The organism is Phenylobacterium sp. (assembly GCF_041691455.1).
GTDB lineage: Bacteria > Pseudomonadota > Alphaproteobacteria > Caulobacterales > Caulobacteraceae > Phenylobacterium.
This window is the reverse complement of the sequence record NZ_JBEPUO010000033.1, coordinates 15824-33694: the sequence shown is the minus strand read 5'-3', so window position 1 is coordinate 33694 and position 17871 is coordinate 15824. Positions and strand designations below refer to the sequence as shown.

Below are 17871 nucleotides of genomic sequence, written 5' to 3'. Positions count from 1 at the left end.
TTCACCACCCGCACCAACCTGCAGTTCCACTGGATCAAGCTGGCCGACGCGCCGGACATCATGGATCACCTGGCGAGCGTCGACATGCACGCCATCCAGACCAGCGGGAACTGCATCCGCAACGTCACCGCCGACCCCTACGCCGGCGCCACGGCCGAGGAGATCGACGACCCGCGGGTCTGGGCCGAGGCGATCCGCCAGTGGTCGACGGTGCACCCGGAATTCTCCTGGCTGCCGCGCAAGTTCAAGATCGCGGTCACCGCCGCCGCCAAGGACCGCACGGCGGCCAAGACCCACGACATCGGCCTTAACCTGAAGCGCGCCCGCGACGGGGTGCTGGGCTTCGAGGTGATGGTCGGCGGCGGCCTGGGCCGCATGCCCTACATCGGCCAGACCATCCGCCAGTTCCTGCCCGCCACGCGGCTGTTCTCGTACCTGGAGGCGATCCTGCGGGTCTACAATCGCCACGGCCGGCGCGACAACATCCACAAGGCCCGCATCAAGGTGCTGGTGGCCGCGCTGGGCCGCGACGAGTTCGCGAGCCAGGTCGAGGCCGAGTGGGAGAAGATCGGCCCCGAGGTCGACCTGCCCGACACCGAGCTTGCCCGCGTCCGCGGCGCCTTTGTCCCCAAGGCCTTCGAGACCCTGCCGGCCGTGTCCGAGGCCTTCGAGGCGGCCAAGGCCTCGACACCGGCCTTCGCGCGGTTCGTCCGCAACAACCTGAAGCCCCACAAGGTCGCCGGCTATTCGATCGTCGAGGTCTCGCTCAAGGGCATCGGCGAAACCCCCGGCGACGCCACCGCCGAGCAGATGGAGGTCGTGGCCGACCTCGCCGAGCGCTACGGCCAGGACGACATCCGGGTCACCCACGAGCAGAACCTGATCCTGCCGCACGTGAAGCTCGACGACGTCGCGACGGTCTGGGCGGCGCTGGCCGAGGCCAGGCTGGCCACCCCCAACATGAACCTGGTCAGCGACATCATCGCCTGCCCGGGCCTCGACTACTGCGCGCTCGCCAATGCGCGGGCCATTTCCGTCGCCCAGAACATCGCCGAGAGGTTCGCCGACCCCGACCGCGCCGAGCGCGTGGGCGAGCTGAAGGTGAAGATCTCGGGCTGCATCAACGCCTGCGGCCACCACCACGTGGGCCATATCGGCATCCTGGGCGTCGATAAGAAGGGCGAGGAGTTCTACCAGCTCACCCTCGGCGGATCGGGCGCGGAGGACGCGGCGGTCGGCCAGGCGCTGGGTCCGGCTCTGCCCTACGACCGGGTGGCCGACGCGGTGGACACCATCGTCGAGACCTATCTGCGCGAGCGCCAGGGCGCCGAGCGCTTCCTGGACACCTTCCGGCGCACCGGCGTCGCCCCCTTCAAGGAGGCGGTCTATGCCGACGTTCATTAGCCTCAAGGCCGGCGCCTTCGCGCTGGCCGAGGATCCCTTCACCGCGGTGGCCGACGACCAGCCGGTCCCGCCCGGCGACGTGATCATCTCGCTGACCCGCTTCCAGGCGGAAGGCGAGGCGCTGATGGGCGAGGGCCGCGCGGTCGGCGTGCGGCTGGAGAGCCATGAGGAGGTCGAGGCGCTGGCCTACGACCTGCCGCAGCTCGCCGTCGTGGCGCTGGCCTTCCCGAAGTTCGGCGACGGGCGCGCCTACAGCTACGCGCGGCTGCTGCGCGAGCGGTTCGAGTTCAAGGGCGAGGTGCGCGCCGTGGGCGACGTGCTTCGCGAGCAGGCGGGCTTCATGGTCCGCTGCGGTTTCGACGCCTTCGAGCCGGCGGACGGCTCTTCCGTGGAAGACTGGGAGAGGGCCACCCAGCGCTTCCGCCATGTGTATCAACGCTCGGTCGACGGCCGTCCTCCGGCCTTCGTGGAGCGGGGAGGGTGAGCTTGGCCTACGACACCTCAGAGCGTTTCCTGACGCTCGCCGCGCGGCTCGACGCCGAACTGCGGCACGCCCATCCGCGGACCGTCCTGGAGGCGGCCGTCGAGACCTTCGGGGACAAGCTGGCGCTGGTCTCTTCGTTCGGCGCGGAGTCGGCGGTGCTGCTGCACCTGGCGTCGAAGGTGAAGCCCGACATCCCGGTGCTCTTCCTCGACACCGGCATGCTGTTCGGCCAGACGCTGGACTACCGCCGGCAGCTGGCCGCCAAGCTCGGCCTCACCGATGTGCGCGACCTTCGCCCGGCCTACCAGGACCTGGCGACCGCGGACCCGGAAGCCAGGCTCTGGCAGACCGACACCGACGCCTGTTGCCATGTGCGCAAGGTGCTGCCGCTCGACCGGGCGCTGGCCGAGTTCGAGGGCTGGGTGACCGGCCGCAAGCGCTTCCACGGCGGCTCGCGCCTGGCGATGCCGGTGGTCGAACAGGCCGATCATCAGGTGAAGTTCAATCCCTTGGCCAACTGGACCAAGGAAGACCTCGACGCCTACGCGGCCGAGTACGACCTGCCGGCTCATCCGCTGGTGGCGCAGGGCTTCCCCTCGATCGGTTGCTGGCCCTGCACCAAGCCGGTGGAGGAGGGCCAGGACGCCCGCGCCGGCCGCTGGGCGGACTCCGACAAGACCGAATGCGGCATCCACGTCGCCCGCGCCCCGGGCGTGGTCGAAGATGTCGGCGGCGGCATTTGACGCAAGTGGCGAGAGCGTAGACACCCCGATGAATGATGTTTCCCTTGCTCCGGCGCCTGCGCCCGCGAAGGCTGCCCTTCCTATGAAGGCGGGGGGCGCCTTCTTCGTCGAGACCGTGACCTGGGTCCAGCACTGGACCGAGAGCCTGTTCTCGTTCCGCACGACGCGCGATCCGTCGCTCCGCTTCTCCAGCGGCCAGTTCGTGATGGTCGGCCTGACCAAGGAGGACGGCAAGCCGCTGGTGCGCGCCTATTCCATTGCCTCGCCGGCCTGGCACGACGAACTGGAATTCTATTCGATCAAGGTGGCGGACGGCCCGCTGACCTCGCGCCTGCAGCACCTGAAGGTCGGCGACGAGGTGCTGATCGGCCGCAAGCCCACCGGCACCCTGGTTCTCGATGGCCTGAGGCCCGGCAAGCGGCTCTACATGCTGGGCACCGGCACAGGCCTCGCGCCCTGGCTGTCGCTGGCCCGCGACCCGGACGTCTATGAGCGGTTCGACGAGGTGATCGTCACCCACACGGTGCGCGAGGTCGCCGACCTCAACTACCGAGAGCTGCTCTCCGGCGCCCTGGCGCAGGACGAGATCCTGGGCGAGCTGATCGCGCCGAAGCTCAAATACTATCCGACCGTCACCCGCGAGCCGTTCCAGACCGAGGGCCGGATCACCGACCTGATCGCGTCCGGCCAGATGTTCCGCGACCTCGGGACTCCGCCGTTCGACAAGGCGGTCGACCGGGTGATGCTCTGCGGCGGCCCGTCCGTGCTGGCCGACCTGAAGCAGCAGCTCATCGACCTCGGCTACGAGGAGGGCTCCATCGCCAGCCCCGGCGACTTCGTCCTCGAACGCGCCTTCGTCGAGACCTGAACGGCCCCTTGCGTCTTCGGATGTCGGGCGGTTCTCCTGCCGTCCGTCCTAGGGACGCGCGCTCATGCGTTTGAGAAGGGGAACCCGCATGCTCTACGCCCTCCTGGCCTACCACGAGGAAGACTTCGTCAGGTCCTGGAGCGACGAGGAAGACGGCGCGCTCATGGCGAAGCTCGATGGCCTGCATGAGCGCATGCTGGAGGACGGCCGGATCGGCCCCGCCGCGCGCCTCGGCGCCACCGCCCTGGCGCTGACCGTTCGCGGCAAGGCGGTGGTGACGGACGGACCGTTCGCCGAGACCAAGGAACAGCTGCTCGGCTTCTATATCCTCGATTGCGAGACGATCGAGCAGGCCGTCGAAACCGCCCAGGAGCTCAAGGCCGCAAACCCGAGCGCGATCTACGAGGTGCGCCCGCTCGTGCTCTTCCGGCCGGGAAAGGCCATTCCGCTGACCGACCAAGGGCTCGATGTCGTCAGGCCGCCCGAGTGACCTAGTCGCGGCCGCCGCCTTGTGGGGAACCCTGGGTGATCAGGCGCGCGCTGCGCTGGTCGCGGGCGTGAATCCATAGCCAGTTGAGGGCGACGCTGAGCCGGGTCCGGACGCCGATCAGAAAGTAGATGTGGGCGATGCCCCACAGCCACCAGGCCAGGGCGCCGCGCAACCTGATCCAGCCGAAATCGATGACCGCGCGGCGCTTGCCGATCTGGGCGAGGCTGCCCTGATGACGATAGCGGAACGCGCCGGGCGCCGCCTTGCCACCGAGTCGCGCCTTGATGACGGCGGCGACGTATTGGCCCGCCTGCTTGGCGGCCGGCGCGATGCCGGGCGCCGGCTTCCCATCGGGACCCGCCACGGTGACCGTATCCCCGATCGCGAACACCTCCGGACGCCCCGGGACGGTCAGGTCGGGCAGGACCTTCAGGCGTCCGGCGCCGTCGGCCGGCGCGCCGAGCCACTCGGCGGCGGGCGAGGCCCGCACGCCGGCCGCCCAGAGGATGGTCTTGGCCGCCACGCGCCGGTCGCCGTAGACCACGCCGTCGGCCGTGCAGTCGCTGACCGCCCGCCCCAGTTCGACCTCGACGCCCAGGGCCTCCAGCGAGCGTCGCGCATAGTCCGACAGGTCGTCCGGATAGCCCGCGAGCACCCGCGGCCCGGCTTCGATCAGCACCACCCGCGCCTCGCCGGTGTCGATGTTCCGGAACTCGGGCGGCAGCGTCTTTCGCGCCAGTTCGGCGATCGTCCCGGCCAGCTCCACGCCGGTGGGGCCCGCGCCGATGACGACGAAGGTCAGCAGCGCTTTCTGCTTCGCGGCGTCGGTCTCGCGCTCGGCCCTTTCGAACGCCACCAGGATGCGCCGCCGGATCTTGGTGGCGTCCTCGATGGTCTTCAGGCCCAGGGCGAAGGGTTCCCACTCGTCGTGACCGAAGTAGGCGTGCCGGGCGCCGGTGGCGAGCACCAGGGTGTCGTAGGGCGTGCTCGAGCCGTCTTCGAGCCGCACGAGCCGGGGCCCGGGATCGACGCCGACCGCCTCCGCCAGGATCGTCGTCACCTCCGGCCGGTCCCGCACGAGCGACCGGATCGGCCAGGCGATCTCCGAGGTGGCGAGCGAGGCCGTGGCCACCTGGTAGAGCAGGGGCTGGAACAGGTGATGGTTGCGCCGGTCGATGAAGGTCACCGTCACCGGCGCTCCGGCCAGGCCCTTGACCACCTCCAGGCCGCCGAAGCCCGCGCCGACCACGACGACGCGGTGCAGGCCGCCCGGGGCGGGGCCGGCGGCGTCCAGCCTAGGCCGCCTTGCGCGTCGCGAAGCGGGCGGCGGCGAAGAGCGTGGCGCGGCGGTTCAGCATCTCAGGGCTGTCCTGGGGCGGTTGGAGCCGGACCCTAGGGCGAACTCGATCAGGCCTGCAAGGCATGCTCCAGCACGAAGTCTGTGCGTTCGGCGACGTTCCCCTTCGGGACCACGGTCGCCTCGTAGCCGAGCCCTGCGACGTTCAGCAGGATGCGCTCGAAGGTGCGCTCCGCCTCCGGCCAGTCCTGCCGGCGTTCCGCGTCGGTCTCGTAGATCTCCCGCCAGGGCGGGAAGACGAAGACCTCGCGGTTGTAGCGACGGGTCCGGACCGCCTCGACAATCTCCGGCCAGGGCTCGACGCCCTCGCCGCCATAGCTGTCCATGATCGCGCGGTCGAAGAAGACCCGCCGGGTCTCGCCGGCCATCCGGTCGAAGATCGCAATGTCGCGCTCCGCCGCCAGGCGGGCGTAGGCTTCCGGATCGATCCAGGGGACCGCCGAGCCGCCGGCCGCCACCTGTTCGCGGATCACGGCGCGGTGCGTTTCCTCGACGGTGAGTTCGCCCAGCGCCTGCAGGCGGCGGATGACGGTGGTCTTGCCGACCCCCGGACCGCCGGTGAAGACGAAGAAATTCGGTTTCTCGATCAATGTCTTCTCCAGACAAGCTGATGCGCGCTCGAAGGATTCGAGGGCGGCAGGCCAGTCCGGGGAAATTGTGGGCGGGCCGAAGCTAGTCCGGCGGGCAGCCCTTGAACTCGCCCACCTTCACGGCGGTGAGGCTCGCGAGGTTCAGCGCGCGGGCCGGGCCCATCGACCGGGCGCCGGAGCCGGTGAAGAGGTCGATCCGCTGGCCCTTGATCGCGCCGCCGACGTCGGAGGCGTACCAGTAGCCGTCGTGCTCGGAGCCGTCGGGCATCTTCATGCCGACAGTTTCCTTGATGAACAGCACGCTGCGCCGGGGGATCAGGGTCTTGTCGACGGCCACCGTGCGCATGGCGACGACCTTGCAGCCCAGGGCGTCCAGAGCGCCGACGCCCTTGGCGCCGGCATGGTAGAGCGTGGCCTTCAGGTTCCAGCCCGGGCCCGAGGGCAGGGCGCCGGTGACCACCGACATGATCAGGTCGCCCACGGGATCGCTGGACGCGGCCTGTGCGTTGGAGTCTAGGAAAAACACGGAAAGGGTAGCCAGGGCGGCGAGGCGGCGTCGCATGACGGCTCCTCCTTCGTCGTTGAACTGGTGCGGCCCAAAACCTAGCCGGACTCCGCCGGGGCGCCAACCCCGCACGGCGTGCGACCCTTAGGCCTGTCAGCATATCTAACAGTCTCATGCAGACGAGATCGCTTGCGTCGCAAGGCGGATTGCCCTCAATCGCCGCAAGGTTCAGAGGGCGATCGTCATGAAAATCTATGGGGATTCCATCTCCGGAAACTGCCTGAAGGTGAAATGGGTCGCCGACTCGCTCGGGCTTTCCTACGACTGGATCGAGACCGACGTGCTGCGCGGCCAGAGCCGTACGCCCGAATATATGGCGATGAATCCGGCGGGCCAGGTGCCGGCGGTGATCCTGGACGACGGCCGGCCGCTCGCGCAATCCAACGCCATCATCCTGCATCTGGCCGAGGGTTCCGCACTGATCCCGGCCGACGCCTACGAGCGCGCCCGGATGCTGGAATGGATGTTCTGGGAGCAGTACAGCCGCGAGCCCTACGTCGCGGTCGCCCGTTTCCAGGTGGCCTACCTGGGCAAGGCCGTCGCCGATCTCGAGCCGAGGATCATGGAGCGCGGCAAGTCGGCGCTGCAACGGCTGGAGGACGGCCTCGACGGCCGCGCCTTCCTGGCTGGGCCGGCCGTCAGCCTCGCCGACGTGGCCCTGGTCGCCTACACGCGCGTCGCCCATGAGGGCGGTTTCGACCTGGCGGACTACCCGAAGGTCGTGGCGTGGGTGGCCAGGGTGGAAAAGGCGCTGAACATCCCCGCTTGAGGCCTTGCGCTTCGCCCCGCCAGCCGACAAACCGGCGGGATGAAACGCGTCATCGCCGTCGGCCTCGCGGCCATCGTCATCGCCGTCCCCGGCGCGGTCCTCGGCTGGGGCAGTTCGGGCCACCGGATGATCGGGCAGGCGGCCATGCGGGCGCTCCCGGCGGCGTTGCCCGCCTTCCTGCGCACCCCGCAGGCGGTGACGGATGTCGGCGAATATTCGCGCGAGCCGGATCGGCTGAAGCGGGCCGGCCGCGCCTTCGACAGCGACCGCGACCAGGGCCATTTCCTCGACCTCGGCGATGACGGGACGGTGTTCGGCGGACCCAAGGTCACAGCCTTGCCGGCGACCCGCGCGGACTATGAAAAGGCGCTGCAGGCCGTCGGCCAGGACAGCTGGAAGGCCGGCTATCTGCCCTATTCGATCCTGGAGGCCTATCAGGAGCTGACCCAGGATTTCGCCTATTGGCGGGTCGAGAAATTCGCCGAGTCCAATCCGGCCTGGGCCGAGCACAAGGCCTGGTTCGCGGCCGATCGCGCCCGGCGCGAGGGGCAGATCCTGACGGCGATCGGCAACCTCTCGCACTTCGTCGGCGACGGCAGCCAGCCGCTGCACGTGACGGTCCACTTCAACGGCTGGGGCGACTTTCCAAATCCGAACAACTACGCCCAGGCCAAGCTGCACGCGGCCTTCGAAGGCGACCTCGTGAAAGCCACGGTGAAGCTCTCCGATGTGGAAGCGCAGATGGCCCCGCCGCGCAGCTTCGCCGGCCCGCCGGAGCAGCGGATCGGCGCCTATCTCGCCGCGACCGGCAGCCAGGTTATCCCGCTCTACGAGATGGAGAAGGCCGGCGGCATGCAGCCGGGCGACCCTCGCGGAACGGCCTTCGCCACGCGGCAGATCGCCGTGGGCGCCGCGGAGCTGCGCGACATGATCGTGCTGGCCTGGCAGGCCAGCGACAGGCAGAGCGTGGGCTGGCGCCCCGTGCCGGTGGCCGATGTCCTGGCCGGCAAGATCGATCCCTACCAGGCGCTCTCCGGCGTCGACTGATGCCCGTCCCGCAGTTCGGCACGCCGGAAGCGGGCCGCGCCTATCCCGACCGTCCGGCGGCCTTCGTGGTACTGGAGCGCGACGGCCGGATCGCCGTGGTGCGGGTGAGCTACAAGTCCGGCGGTTCGCGGCTCGACCTGCCCGGCGGCGGCCTCGATCCCGGCGAAACCGCGGCGCAGGCGGCGGTCCGCGAATGCGGCGAAGAGGCGGGCCTGCGGATCTCCGTGGACGAGCCTTTCACTCGCGCCGACCATTTCTTCGCCAACCAGGACGGCTCGACCGTCAACACCCGGGGCGCGTTCTTCGCCGCCCGCCTGATCGCCGAGGCGCCGGAGCTGAAGACCGAGGACGACCACGCGCTTGGCTGGATGGCGCCGCAGGAAGCGCTGGTGAGGCTCGACCGCGAATCCCATGCCTGGGCGGTGGCCGCCTGGCTTCGCCGCGAAAGATCCTGAGCGGATTTGCGCCGCGTGGCCTGACCGGCTAGTCGAGGCGCCAGTTTCAGGGAGTCCCTATGGCCGACAGCCCCGCCAAGCTCATCGACGGCAAGATCTACGCCGAACGCCTCCGCGCCCAGGTGGCGGCGGAGGTGATCGAGCTTCGCGCGAATTACGACCTGCAGCCGGGTCTGGCGGTGGTGCTGGTGGGCGACGATCCAGCGAGCCAGATCTATGTGCGCTCTAAGGGCGAGCATTCGCTGGCGGTCGGCATGCATTCGGTCATCCACCGGCTGCCGCAGGACACCAGCCAGCACGAGGTGCTGCGGCTGGTCGCCGAGCTGAACATCGATCCGCTGATCCACGGCATCCTCGTCCAGGTCCCGCTGCCCCCGCACATCGATGAAAACGCGGTCGCCGGCGCGATCAACCCGGACAAGGACGTGGACGGCCTGCATGTGGTCAACGCCGGGCGGCTGGCGAGCGGCCAACCGGCGCTGACGCCCTGCACGCCGGCCGGCTGCCTGTTCCTGCTGCGCGAGACCCTCGGGGATCTGACCGGCCTTCGGGCCGTGGTGGTCGGCCGGGGGCGCCTGGTCGGCCGCCCGCTGGCGCAGCTCCTTCTGCAGGCCGACTGTACGGTGACCATGGCCCATTCGCGCACGCGAGACCTGCCCGCGGTCTGCCGCGAGGCCGATATCCTGGTGGCCGCGGTTGGCCGGCCGCGGATGATCAAGGGCGACTGGATCAAGCCGGGCGCGGCGGTGATCGACGTGGGCATCAACCGCGTGCCCTTCGACGACCCGGTGAAGGCCGCCGCCGGCCGCACCAAGGTGGTGGGCGACGTGGACTTCAAACAGGCGAGCCAGGTGGCCGGGTGGATCACCCCCGTGCCCGGCGGCGTCGGCCTGATGACCGTGGCGGTGCTGCTGCAGAACACCGTCACCGCCGCCCGGCGCCAGGCGGGGCTGGAGCCGGCCTAGGTCGATCCTTCTTCCCTCAGTCCGCCGCTGCGAAATGCGCGAGCTGGTCGGCGTGCGCCTTCACGAAGGCCGGCCTGGCCACGGCGCGCGCCATGTAGTCGCGGCAAGCCCGATAATCCGCCAGCCCGTCGAACCGATCGACGAGCCGCAGCACGTCGGCCATCAGGATGTCGGCGACGGAAAAGCTCGCGGCCAGCCATTCGCGCCCGGCCAGCACGGGTTCCAGGTGTTTGAGCCGGTGTTCGCGGAGGAACCCGTCAAAGAGCTTCCATACAGGCGTGTCGCCGGTGGCCCCGGAAAAGATCAGCAGGGACCAGGGCAGGCTCGCCATCTCCACGGAATTGAGCGCCGCGAACACCCATTCCACAGCCTCGCTGCGGGCGCGTGGATCGGCGGGGAGCAGCTTGTCGCTCAAGCCGCCCAGATGCAGCAGGATCGCGCCGCTCTCGAAGATCGAGATATCGCCGTCGGTCAGCCACGGCGCCTGGCCGAAGGGCTGGTGTGTCCAATGCCCAGCGCCGCGGTCGCGGAATGGCGTGCTCTCGACGCGGTAGGGCAATCCCGCTTCTTCCAGCGCCCAACGCACGCGCAGGTCACGCACATAGCCGCGCGGCGGCTCGGGCACCCAGTCGAAGGTCGTGAGGGTCAGGTCGGCCATTCGCGCGCTCCTTCCGTCGAAACCCACCTATGACGGCTTCCGAGCGCGGCAGAAAGTGGGCCGGACCCCTTAGGTCGCGCTGGCCTCGGTCCAGCTCACCAGCTTGCCGAGCACTTCGCTGACCGCCTTGTTGTAGGCGGCCACGATCTCGCCGACCCGGTTGTCCCCGGCCGGAACGCGGGCCTCGAAATCCTGCTCGCCGACGCTGCTCTGGTCGGACCGGGTCAGGGCCGCATGCACGCGTACGACGACGGTCGGGGCGGCGTTGGGCCCGGAATCGTAGCGCGTCTCGAACGTCCGAACGTCGGTCCGCAGAGCGTAGGCGAAACGGCCCTGCTGGCCGCGGGCGATGAGCCGGACGGGGCTCGCATCGAACGCGTTGCTGACCGCCTCGTTGAAGAGGATGTCGGCCGGCGCCACCCAGCGGCTTTCGGCGATATAGGCCGCCTTGCCGCCGGTCATCGTCAGGATGCGATCGTCGGAGGCCTCGCCCTGGAAGCCGCCGTTGGTGCGGAAGACGGACACGCCATTGGGCCGCGCCGTCGCGGCTGCAGGCCCTGCGGCCGGCGAAGCGCCGAACCGGTAGAGCTGGGCGGGCTTGCTCTTCGGCAACAGCGAGATGCAGCCGCTGAGCGCGAGCGCGCAGGCCCCGATCGCGGCCAGGCGGAGAAGGGGACGGATCATGGCTTCACCTTCACTTCTTCGGCGGCGGGCTTACCCAGAGCGCCCGACGGGCTTCGCTGTATCTCGTTGACCAGTCTTTGGAGGGACTGCGCCGCGGTCTGCAGCTCGACGATGGCCGAGGTGATCTGCGGCAGGCCGTTGTTGGCGAAGTCGGCGGTCGGGCCCTGCAGCTTGTCGATCATCGAGCGCAAGTCGTGGGCGGTGGTCTTCGCCTCCTCGGCGGCGTCGGCGATGTTCTTCATGCTGCGCTTGCCGTCGCCGTCGAGGATCTCATGCGTCGACTGCAGGATGCCGTCGGCGTGCTGGGTGGCCGTATCGAGATCCTGGATCAGCTTCTGGGCGTCGGCGATGATCGCCTTGCGCTCGCGAAGCTCGGCGGTCACCGCCTGGGCGTCGGAGAGCGCCGCGCCGAAGGTCTTGATGTTCTGGTCGGAGAGCACCCGGTTCACCCGGTCGAGCGCCTCGATGGTGCGCGTCAGCACCGTGCCGCCGCCTTCAAGCAGGTCGGAGAGCGCGCTTCGCTGGCTCTTCAGGATCGGGATGCAGGTGGAGAGGCCGTTGGTCTGGCACTTCGCCCGCTCGACCACCTTGAGCAGCGGCTTCGAGGGCGTGCCGGCGGTGATCTGCACATAGTTCACGCCGGTGATGCCCTGCGGCTCCAGGGTCGCGTAGCTGTCGACGCGGATCGGCACGTCGGAGGTCACTCGCGCGCGGGCGATCACCCGGCTGGGATTGGTCCGGTCGAGCGCGATCTTGGTCACCTCGCCGACCTTGATGCCGTTGAAATGCACCTCGCCGCCCTGGTTCAGGCCGCGGACCGGCCCGTCGAAGACGACATCGTAGAGGTCGTACTCCTGGGAGAACGAGATCCTCGCCAGCCAGACGACGAAGATCACCAGGCCGATGAACAGGATCAGCGAGGAGAGGCCCACCAGGGCGTAGTTGGCGTTCTTTTCCATCAGGCCTCCGTCTTCGCCCGGGCCGCATTGGCGGCTCTGCCGCGCGGACCCAGGAAATATTCGCGGATCCAGGGATGGTCCGCATGCTCAAGCTGCCGCACGGGCGCGGTGGCGACCACGTGCTTGTCGGCGATGACCGCTACGCGATCGGTGATCTCGTAGAGGGTGTCGAGGTCGTGGGTGATCATGAAAACGGTCAGATCCAGGCTGTCGGACAGGTCCTTGATCAGTTCGTCGAACGCCGCGGCGCTGATCGGGTCGAGGCCGGCGGTGGGCTCGTCGAGGAACAGGAGCTCCGGATCGAGCGCCAGGGCGCGGGCCAGGCCGGCGCGTTTGCGCATCCCGCCGGAGAGCTCGGCGGGCTTCAGGTCGCCCGCTTCGGGACCGAGCCCCACCAGCGCGATCTTCAGGTCGGCGAGGTCATGGATCTCCGGCCGCGTCAGGTGCGTGTGCTCGAACATCGGGGCGGCCACGTTCTCGCGCACCGTCAGGTTGGAGAACAGCGCGCCCTGCTGGAAAAGCACGCCCCACCGCCGCTCGATGGCGGTCCAGCGGCGCCGGGAGGCGTGCTCGATGTCCTGGCCGAACACCCGCACCGTGCCTGCCTGCGGCGCGCGCAGGCCGATGATGGTGTTGAGCAGCACCGACTTGCCGGCGCCCGAGCCGCCGACCACGCCCAGCACCTCGCCGCGTTCGGCGGTCAGGTCGAGCCCGTCGTGGATGATGTTCTCGCCGAACGCCGAGCGCAGGCCGCGCACCTCCACCGCCGGGCCCTCGGTGTCGAGCAGCTCGTCGTCGCTCAGGTCGTCTTCATTGACGACCTCGGTATGCGCGGTCTCGTTCATACGTTCAGCTTCATGAACAGCAGCGCGAAGACCGCGTCGATCATGATGATCGCAAAGATGGCGTGGACCACCGCCGCCGTCACCCGCCTGCCGAGGGATTCCACGTCGCCGCCGACTTCCAGCCCCTGGCGGCAGCCGATGCCGGCGATCACCATGGCCATGACCGGGGCCTTGGACATGCCGACCCAGAAGTGGACCGCGCCGACGTCGTCGACGATCCGCTGCAGGAAGAAGGTGGGGCCGAGGTGCAGCACCGACCAGACCACCACCAGGCCGCCGAACAGGCCCGCCAGCGTCGCCACGAAGGTCAGCAGCGGGATGGTCAGCAGCAGGGCGATGAAGCGCGGCAGCACCAGCGCCTCGAACGGGTCGACGCCCATGACCTTCATGGCGTCGATCTCCTGGTTCATCTTCATTGAGCCGAGTTCGGCGGCGAAGCTGGACGCGGAGCGGCCGGCCAGCAGCACCGCGGTGATGATGATGTTGAACTCGCGAAGCACCGCGATGCCGATCAGTTCGACGGCGAACACCTCCGCGCCGAACTGGCGCAGCATGTTGGCGCCCAAGAGACCCACCACCGCGCCGATGAAGAACGAGGTGACCGCCACGATCGGGATGGCGTCGAGGCCGGCCCGCTCGGCCAGGGTGAAGATCGCCGCCCAGCGGACGCGCTTGGGCTCTGTGAACAGGTAGATCGCCGTGCGGACGACGACGACGAGCAGGTGGCCAAGGAAGGCGAGGGTGTCGACCCATTCGTAGCCGACGTTCATCACGCCCTTGCCGATGCGCACGGTCAGTTCGTGGAAGCCGCGCGGCTGGCGCACGGTGACCGGCTCCACGCGCACCGCGGCGCCTACCAGTTCGAGCAGGCGTTCGCTCTCGGGGCGGGCCTGGACGGTCTTCAGGTCGTAGTCGTGGCCCACAGCGCGAATCACGGCGTAGGCCCCGGCCGTGTCGAGCCGGCGGACCTTGCGGATATCGACGGCGACGTCGCCGCGCACCTTCACCGCCTGGGCGAGGCGCGTCGGCGCGTCGCCCAGGTTATTGGCGGTCCAGTCGCCGGAAAGGGCGACCGTCGGTCGCTCGCCAGCGCCCCGCATGTTGAATTCCGCCGGCTTCTCCACAGTCTTCGCGGGCTCCTTGCCGGGATCGCCGACTTTCGAGTCGCGCTCCCTTTGGAGATGTGACCCTAACAGAGGTGGCGCACCGCCCGAACGTCTTACGGCGCAGGCTGTTCCGATACTGACCCTTTGCGGTCGTCGAACGCAGAAAGGTCCCCCATGGCTAAGCTGGGCCTATTTTTGGTCAAGCCCGGGAGTCAGCATGAAACGCGGCCCGTCGCAGGAGCCGAAGATCGCGTCGCCCCGGGGTGGAGAGTTTCATTGACCCGTCAGTACGAGCTCGCCGGCAAGTCCGGCGCCCGCTACCGCTACACGCCTCTCGAGGAGGCCCGTTTCCTGCCGCCCGCGGGGGCCAATTTCGTCATCGCCAAGATGACCAAGGAGGGCCCGACGGTGGTCTATGCCGGCGAGACGGACAATCTGGCCAACCAGACCTGGCGCGAGGCGCTCGACAAGGCGCGGGCGGCCTATGGCGAAGCCGCCGTGCTCACGCGACTCAATGTGACCCGCGCGGTGCGCGAGGCCGAGCGGACGGACCTGATCGAAGAACACCAGCCGCCGATGAACCAGGGCGCGTCGCCGCAGGCCTAGCGGCTCACCGCGGACGGCCCCATGCTCCGGGCATGGATCGTCCCGCCATCGTTGTCTTCGGCGCCGCCGTCCAGGCCGACGGGCGGCCCTCACCCTCGCTGCGGCGCCGGATCGGCTATGGGGCTGAGGCCGCCGCGGTCTGGCCGGACGCGCCGATCCTCTGCTCGGGCGGCGTCGGTGCGGCGGGGCCCTCCGAGGCCTCGGTCATTCGGGAAGGGCTGCTGAGCCACGGGATCGCCGCCGAACGCCTGGTCCTCGACGAAGAGAGCCTCGACACCCTGCAGAGTGCGGTTGCGACCGTCAGGTTCGTCCGCCGCCGCGGCCTCGACGGGGCCGTCATCTGCAGCGACCGCTATCACGTCCCCAGGATCCGGATGCTGCTAGAGGTGCTGGGCGTCCGCGGCAGGGCCGGCCCCACCGCCCCGGGGTTCCAGGGCACGCGGCCCTATTACGTGGCGAAGATGTATCTGCGTGAGGCCCTGGCCATCCCCTATGACCTGGCGATCGTCCTCGTCCGCCGCGCTGAGCTGCTGGCGCTGACCCGCTAGAACTGCCCGAACTTGATCTCGGCGCTTCCCGCCGGGAGCTCGATGGTCATGCCGTCGCGCGCGAGCCGCCAGTCGAGCGGGCCGCCGGCGTCCATGCCCCTGGTGAAGGTCTCGGGGTTGTACATCGGCAGGCCGGCCTGGGTGAGGTGGGAGAGCACCAGGCGCTTGACGCCAGCCGCGCGGGCGATGTCGGCCGCCTCGACCGGGGTGGTATGGTAGCTGAGCGTGTCGGTCATGATCGAGCTCATCCGCTCATTGCCCATCATCGCCAGGCCTTGCGAGAGCTGCTTGGTCATGTCGGAATTCTGCGCCTCGTGGATCAGCACGTCCGCGCCCTTGGCGGCGACGGCGAGCGGCGGCCATTTGATGGTATCGCCGCTGACCACGACGGATCTGCCCCTGTAGTCGAAGCGGTAGGCGTAGGCCGGCGCGACCGGATTGTGGTGGACGACGATGGCGGTGACCGTAAGGCCGTTCTCGCGCCAGACGACCGTGGTCCCCGAGGCGGGTGGCGGCACGACCTGGGCTTTCAGGAGGCCCGCGGCGATCGGCAGCTTCACGGCGCCATGTTCATGGTGGGCGTTACGGAAGCCGTGGTCGATGCCGTAGGCTTCGTTGAATCCCGCCGCCAGGTGTTCGACGCCCGGCGGTCCGACGAGGATCAGCGGTCCGGGGCGCCCGGCGACCCAGCTTTGCATGTTGAACTCGCCGATCTCGCCGATGTGGTCGGAGTGGAGATGGGTGACGAAAACCGCCCGCGCCGCGGCCATCGGCATACGCCAGGCCAGCAGGTTCTCGGTCGCCTCAGGGCCGATGTCGACCAGGTAGAGCGTACCGCCCGCCTGGATCGCCGTGCAGGCCTTGGCGCGGTCCTTGACCGGCAGCGGGCCCGAGGTGCCGCAAAAGACCACCTTCAGGCCGTCGTAGCTGGCCGGGACAGCGGGGGCCTGGGCAGTCGCCGAGGTGACGCAGATCGCCAGGATCGCAACTGCCGCCGCGCCGATCTTCCGCCAATCCATGTCGCCCCCCTTGCTGCGTGCAAACTTATGGCACACCTTGTGTCACAATAATAGATTTCGCGGGGTGCGGGACGTGACGCTCAGCTTCGACCTCTACTGGTCCTTCCGCTCGCCCTATTCCTACATGGTGACGGGCCGGCTCGCGGCGCTGCAGCGGGACTACGACGTGGAGTGCCATGTCCGGCCGGTCTATCCGCTGGCCGTGCGCACGCCGGAGTTCTTCGAGCAGCAGGATCCGCTCTGGCTGTCCTATTTCATGACCGACGTGTTCCGCGAGGCGGAGTTCCTGGGCTTGCCGTTCCGCTGGCCGAGGCCCGACCCGGTGCAGCGATCGCCGGAGGAGGGCTACGGCATGAAGCAGCCGCACATCCACCGGCTGACCCACCTGGGCGTGGAGGCGGTCCAGCGGGGCCGGGGGCTGCAGTTCCTCGATGAGGTCAGCCGCACGATCTGGGGCGGCGAGGTCGACAGCTGGCACGAGGGCGACCACCTGGCCCAGGCCGCCGAGCGCGCCGGCCTCGACTTCGCCGAGATGGCGGCCGCGGTCGAGGCCGACCCCGGCCGCTTCGCCGCGGTGGTGGAGGAGAACCAGGTCGCCCAGCGCGCCGCCGGCCACTGGGGCGTGCCGATGATGGTGTTTGGCGGCGAGGCCTTCTTCGGCCAGGACCGCTTCGACCAGCTCAAATCGCGGATGGAGGCCCAGGATCTGCGGCGGCGCTAGGACGATTTGAAGAGCTGCAGCAGGACCTGCGGAGCCTGGTTGGCGATGGAGAGCGACTGGGCGCCAAGTTGCTGCTGCACCTTCAGGGCCTGCAGAAGCGCGCTCTCCTTGGCGAGGTCGGCGTCCACCAGGTTGCCGACCCCGGCCGTCAGCTGATCGGTGAGTTGCGAGACGAACTGAGCGTCGTTGGCGAGCGCCTTGGATTGGGAGCCGAGATTGCCCAGCGCCTGGTTGGTCTGGCTGATGGAGGCCGTCACCTGCGCCAGGACCGCGGTCGCCAGGGTGATAGTCCCGAGCGAGGCGGTCGCAGGCACGGTGATGATGGCGCCGCCGAGCGACAGGTTCTGGGCCGACAGGGTGATGAAGCTGGTGGCGTCGGCGTTGGCGATGAACTTGATCTGCGGAACGCTGCCGTCGAGCATGTTCGCGCCGTCGAAGTTGGCGTTCTGCACGACCTGGCTGATCTGACGCAGGACCGACTTGAAGTCGGAATCGAGCGCCGTGCGCGACGCGGTGTCCAGCGACGGGTCCATCGCGGCCACTACCTTTTCCTTCATCTGCACGAGCAGGTCGGAGATGGTGGACCCCGCCGCCGAGGCGACGTCGGCGATCGAGGTCGCCCGATCCAGGCTCATCTTCACAGCGCCGAGCGATCCGATGTCCGCGCGCTGCCCCTGGGCGATGGCCCAGACCGAAGCGTTGTCTCTGGCGTTGTTGATCGCCAGTCCAGTGCTGATCCTGTTCTGAACATCCGCAAGGTCCGAACTCGTCTTGTTCAGATTCTGCAGCGCGACAAGAGCCGCTTCGTTCGTATGGACGCTCAGCGCCATAGAACCACATCCTTGTTAACCAAAAACTGTCCGCCTCCCCATGAGTCGCAGAGAGCGATTTGTGTCTTTCTAGCAACTTATGATGCGAATATGGTTAATACGCGTCCCGGTTGCAGGAGTCGGCAAAGCGACGCGCCCGGACGGTTTCCGCCAGCGAT

Annotated in this window: 22 protein-coding genes; 12 read left to right on the top strand and 10 right to left on the bottom strand. The window is 68.9% G+C overall.

The genetic code is table 11. The features are described 5' to 3' along the window. The 5 genes from ACESMY_RS21045 to ACESMY_RS21025 form a co-directional block, all read left to right on the top strand. Positions 1–1404, top strand: a 1404-nt coding sequence (locus tag ACESMY_RS21045; RefSeq protein WP_372786588.1) for a nitrite/sulfite reductase, incomplete at its 5' end; no start/stop codon positions are given. Further along, on the top strand, positions 1388–1888 hold the full coding sequence (locus tag ACESMY_RS21040; RefSeq protein ID WP_372786587.1) for a DUF934 domain-containing protein: 501 nt from the start codon (positions 1388–1390) through the stop codon (positions 1886–1888). The genes ACESMY_RS21045 and ACESMY_RS21040, both read left to right, overlap by 17 nt. A 2-nt stretch (positions 1889–1890) precedes the next feature. Continuing rightward, on the top strand, positions 1891–2631 hold the full coding sequence (locus ACESMY_RS21035) for a phosphoadenylyl-sulfate reductase (RefSeq protein ID WP_372786589.1): 741 nt from the start codon (positions 1891–1893) through the stop codon (positions 2629–2631). 82 nt (positions 2632–2713) lie between these two features. Then, positions 2714–3499 (top strand): ferredoxin--NADP reductase, encoded by a 786-nt coding sequence (locus tag ACESMY_RS21030; protein ID WP_372786586.1) that lies wholly within the window; start codon positions 2714–2716, stop codon positions 3497–3499. 88 nt (positions 3500–3587) lie between these two features. After that, positions 3588–3989 carry a YciI family protein gene (locus ACESMY_RS21025; RefSeq protein ID WP_372786585.1) on the top strand — a complete coding sequence of 134 codons (402 nt, stop codon included), beginning with the start codon at positions 3588–3590 and terminating at the stop codon, positions 3987–3989. 1 nt (position 3990) lies between these two features. Here ACESMY_RS21025 and ACESMY_RS21020 read toward each other — a convergent pair whose 3' ends face one another. From ACESMY_RS21020 to ACESMY_RS21010, 3 genes are all read right to left on the bottom strand, one after another. After that, positions 3991–5238: an NAD(P)/FAD-dependent oxidoreductase gene (locus tag ACESMY_RS21020; RefSeq protein ID WP_372786584.1), complete on the bottom strand. Its 1248-nt coding sequence runs from the start codon at positions 5236–5238 to the stop codon at positions 3991–3993. Between the two features lie 158 nt (positions 5239–5396). Next, on the bottom strand, positions 5397–5936 hold the full coding sequence (locus ACESMY_RS21015) for an AAA family ATPase (RefSeq protein WP_372786583.1): 540 nt from the start codon (positions 5934–5936) through the stop codon (positions 5397–5399). A gap of 82 nt (positions 5937–6018) precedes the next feature. After that, entirely contained in the window at positions 6019–6498 is a 480-nt protein-coding gene (locus tag ACESMY_RS21010; protein WP_372786582.1) for a 3D domain-containing protein, read from the bottom strand. A 187-nt stretch (positions 6499–6685) separates the two neighbouring features. Here ACESMY_RS21010 and ACESMY_RS21005 point away from each other — a divergent pair, with 187 nt between their 5' ends. The 4 genes from ACESMY_RS21005 to folD are packed head-to-tail and all read left to right on the top strand — an operon-like array spanning position 6686 to position 9737. Further along, the gene (locus ACESMY_RS21005; protein ID WP_372786581.1) at positions 6686–7270 is read left to right on the top strand and encodes a glutathione S-transferase family protein; all 585 of its coding nucleotides are present in this window, start codon (positions 6686–6688) and stop codon (positions 7268–7270) included. Between the two features lie 39 nt (positions 7271–7309). Continuing rightward, entirely contained in the window at positions 7310–8317 is a 1008-nt protein-coding gene (locus ACESMY_RS21000; RefSeq protein ID WP_372786580.1) for a S1/P1 Nuclease, read from the top strand. Further along, positions 8317–8772, top strand: a complete 456-nt coding sequence (locus ACESMY_RS20995) for an NUDIX domain-containing protein (protein ID WP_372786579.1) — start codon at positions 8317–8319, stop codon at positions 8770–8772. The genes ACESMY_RS21000 and ACESMY_RS20995 overlap by 1 nt, the downstream gene beginning before the upstream one ends. Positions 8773–8831: 59 nt before the next feature. Then, on the top strand, positions 8832–9737 hold the full coding sequence (gene folD, locus ACESMY_RS20990) for a bifunctional methylenetetrahydrofolate dehydrogenase/methenyltetrahydrofolate cyclohydrolase FolD (protein WP_372786578.1): 906 nt from the start codon (positions 8832–8834) through the stop codon (positions 9735–9737). A gap of 16 nt (positions 9738–9753) precedes the next feature. On the opposite strand, the gene ACESMY_RS20985 is transcribed toward folD, so the two are convergent. The 5 genes from ACESMY_RS20985 to ACESMY_RS20965 all read right to left on the bottom strand — a co-directional run bounded on the left by ACESMY_RS20985 (position 9754) and on the right by ACESMY_RS20965 (position 14007). Continuing rightward, entirely contained in the window at positions 9754–10395 is a 642-nt protein-coding gene (locus ACESMY_RS20985) for a glutathione S-transferase family protein (protein WP_372786577.1), read from the bottom strand. A gap of 69 nt (positions 10396–10464) precedes the next feature. Further along, positions 10465–11079, bottom strand: a complete 615-nt coding sequence (locus ACESMY_RS20980; RefSeq protein ID WP_372786576.1) for an ABC-type transport auxiliary lipoprotein family protein — start codon at positions 11077–11079, stop codon at positions 10465–10467. Next, positions 11076–12038: an MlaD family protein gene (locus ACESMY_RS20975; RefSeq protein ID WP_372786575.1), complete on the bottom strand. Its 963-nt coding sequence runs from the start codon at positions 12036–12038 to the stop codon at positions 11076–11078. Before ACESMY_RS20975 ends, ACESMY_RS20980 begins: the two co-directional genes overlap by 4 nt. Next, positions 12038–12883, bottom strand: coding sequence for an ABC transporter ATP-binding protein (locus ACESMY_RS20970; protein ID WP_372786574.1), 846 nt, complete (start codon positions 12881–12883; stop codon positions 12038–12040). The genes ACESMY_RS20975 and ACESMY_RS20970 overlap by 1 nt, the downstream gene beginning before the upstream one ends. Beyond that, positions 12880–14007: an ABC transporter permease gene (locus tag ACESMY_RS20965; RefSeq protein WP_372786573.1), complete on the bottom strand. Its 1128-nt coding sequence runs from the start codon at positions 14005–14007 to the stop codon at positions 12880–12882. Before ACESMY_RS20965 ends, ACESMY_RS20970 begins: the two co-directional genes overlap by 4 nt. Before the next feature lie 258 nt (positions 14008–14265). Here ACESMY_RS20965 and ACESMY_RS20960 point away from each other — a divergent pair, with 258 nt between their 5' ends. Then, positions 14266–14595: a hypothetical protein gene (locus ACESMY_RS20960; protein WP_372786572.1), complete on the top strand. Its 330-nt coding sequence runs from the start codon at positions 14266–14268 to the stop codon at positions 14593–14595. A gap of 32 nt (positions 14596–14627) precedes the next feature. After that, on the top strand, positions 14628–15143 hold the full coding sequence (locus ACESMY_RS20955; protein ID WP_372786571.1) for a YdcF family protein: 516 nt from the start codon (positions 14628–14630) through the stop codon (positions 15141–15143). Here ACESMY_RS20955 and ACESMY_RS20950 read toward each other — a convergent pair. After that, a complete protein-coding gene (locus ACESMY_RS20950) occupies positions 15140–16162 on the bottom strand; it encodes an MBL fold metallo-hydrolase (protein WP_372786570.1) in 1023 nt (340 codons plus the stop codon). The genes ACESMY_RS20955 and ACESMY_RS20950 overlap by 4 nt on opposite strands. A 64-nt stretch (positions 16163–16226) precedes the next feature. On the opposite strand from ACESMY_RS20950, the gene ACESMY_RS20945 reads away from it, so the two are divergent. Beyond that, positions 16227–16883, top strand: a complete 657-nt coding sequence (locus ACESMY_RS20945; protein WP_372786569.1) for a 2-hydroxychromene-2-carboxylate isomerase — start codon at positions 16227–16229, stop codon at positions 16881–16883. On the opposite strand, the gene ACESMY_RS20940 is transcribed toward ACESMY_RS20945, so the two are convergent. After that, the gene (locus tag ACESMY_RS20940) at positions 16880–17713 is read right to left on the bottom strand and encodes a flagellin (protein WP_372786568.1); all 834 of its coding nucleotides are present in this window, start codon (positions 17711–17713) and stop codon (positions 16880–16882) included. The genes ACESMY_RS20945 and ACESMY_RS20940 overlap by 4 nt on opposite strands. Positions 17714–17871: the final 158 nt, after the last annotated feature.

Bases quoted from the DNA above. Each gene is read 5' to 3' on its own strand.
- ACESMY_RS21040 (WP_372786587.1), top strand. From the start codon at position 1,388: ATGCCGACGTTCATTAGCCTCAAGGCCGGCGCCTTCGCGCTGGCCGAG.
- ACESMY_RS21030 (WP_372786586.1), top strand. From the start codon at position 2,714: ATGAAGGCGGGGGGCGCCTTCTTCGTCGAGACCGTGACCTGGGTCCAG.
- ACESMY_RS21025 (WP_372786585.1), top strand. From the start codon at position 3,588: ATGCTCTACGCCCTCCTGGCCTACCACGAGGAAGACTTCGTCAGGTCC.
- ACESMY_RS21010 (WP_372786582.1), bottom strand. From the start codon at position 6,498: ATGCGACGCCGCCTCGCCGCCCTGGCTACCCTTTCCGTGTTTTTCCTA.
- ACESMY_RS21005 (WP_372786581.1), top strand. From the start codon at position 6,686: ATGAAAATCTATGGGGATTCCATCTCCGGAAACTGCCTGAAGGTGAAA.
- ACESMY_RS21000 (WP_372786580.1), top strand. From the start codon at position 7,310: ATGAAACGCGTCATCGCCGTCGGCCTCGCGGCCATCGTCATCGCCGTC.
- ACESMY_RS20995 (WP_372786579.1), top strand. From the start codon at position 8,317: ATGCCCGTCCCGCAGTTCGGCACGCCGGAAGCGGGCCGCGCCTATCCC.
- folD (WP_372786578.1), top strand. From the start codon at position 8,832: ATGGCCGACAGCCCCGCCAAGCTCATCGACGGCAAGATCTACGCCGAA.
- ACESMY_RS20985 (WP_372786577.1), bottom strand. From the start codon at position 10,395: ATGGCCGACCTGACCCTCACGACCTTCGACTGGGTGCCCGAGCCGCCG.
- ACESMY_RS20980 (WP_372786576.1), bottom strand. From the start codon at position 11,079: ATGATCCGTCCCCTTCTCCGCCTGGCCGCGATCGGGGCCTGCGCGCTC.
- ACESMY_RS20975 (WP_372786575.1), bottom strand. From the start codon at position 12,038: ATGGAAAAGAACGCCAACTACGCCCTGGTGGGCCTCTCCTCGCTGATC.
- ACESMY_RS20970 (WP_372786574.1), bottom strand. From the start codon at position 12,883: ATGAACGAGACCGCGCATACCGAGGTCGTCAATGAAGACGACCTGAGC.
- ACESMY_RS20955 (WP_372786571.1), top strand. From the start codon at position 14,628: ATGGATCGTCCCGCCATCGTTGTCTTCGGCGCCGCCGTCCAGGCCGAC.
- ACESMY_RS20950 (WP_372786570.1), bottom strand. From the start codon at position 16,162: ATGGATTGGCGGAAGATCGGCGCGGCGGCAGTTGCGATCCTGGCGATC.
- ACESMY_RS20940 (WP_372786568.1), bottom strand. From the start codon at position 17,713: ATGGCGCTGAGCGTCCATACGAACGAAGCGGCTCTTGTCGCGCTGCAG.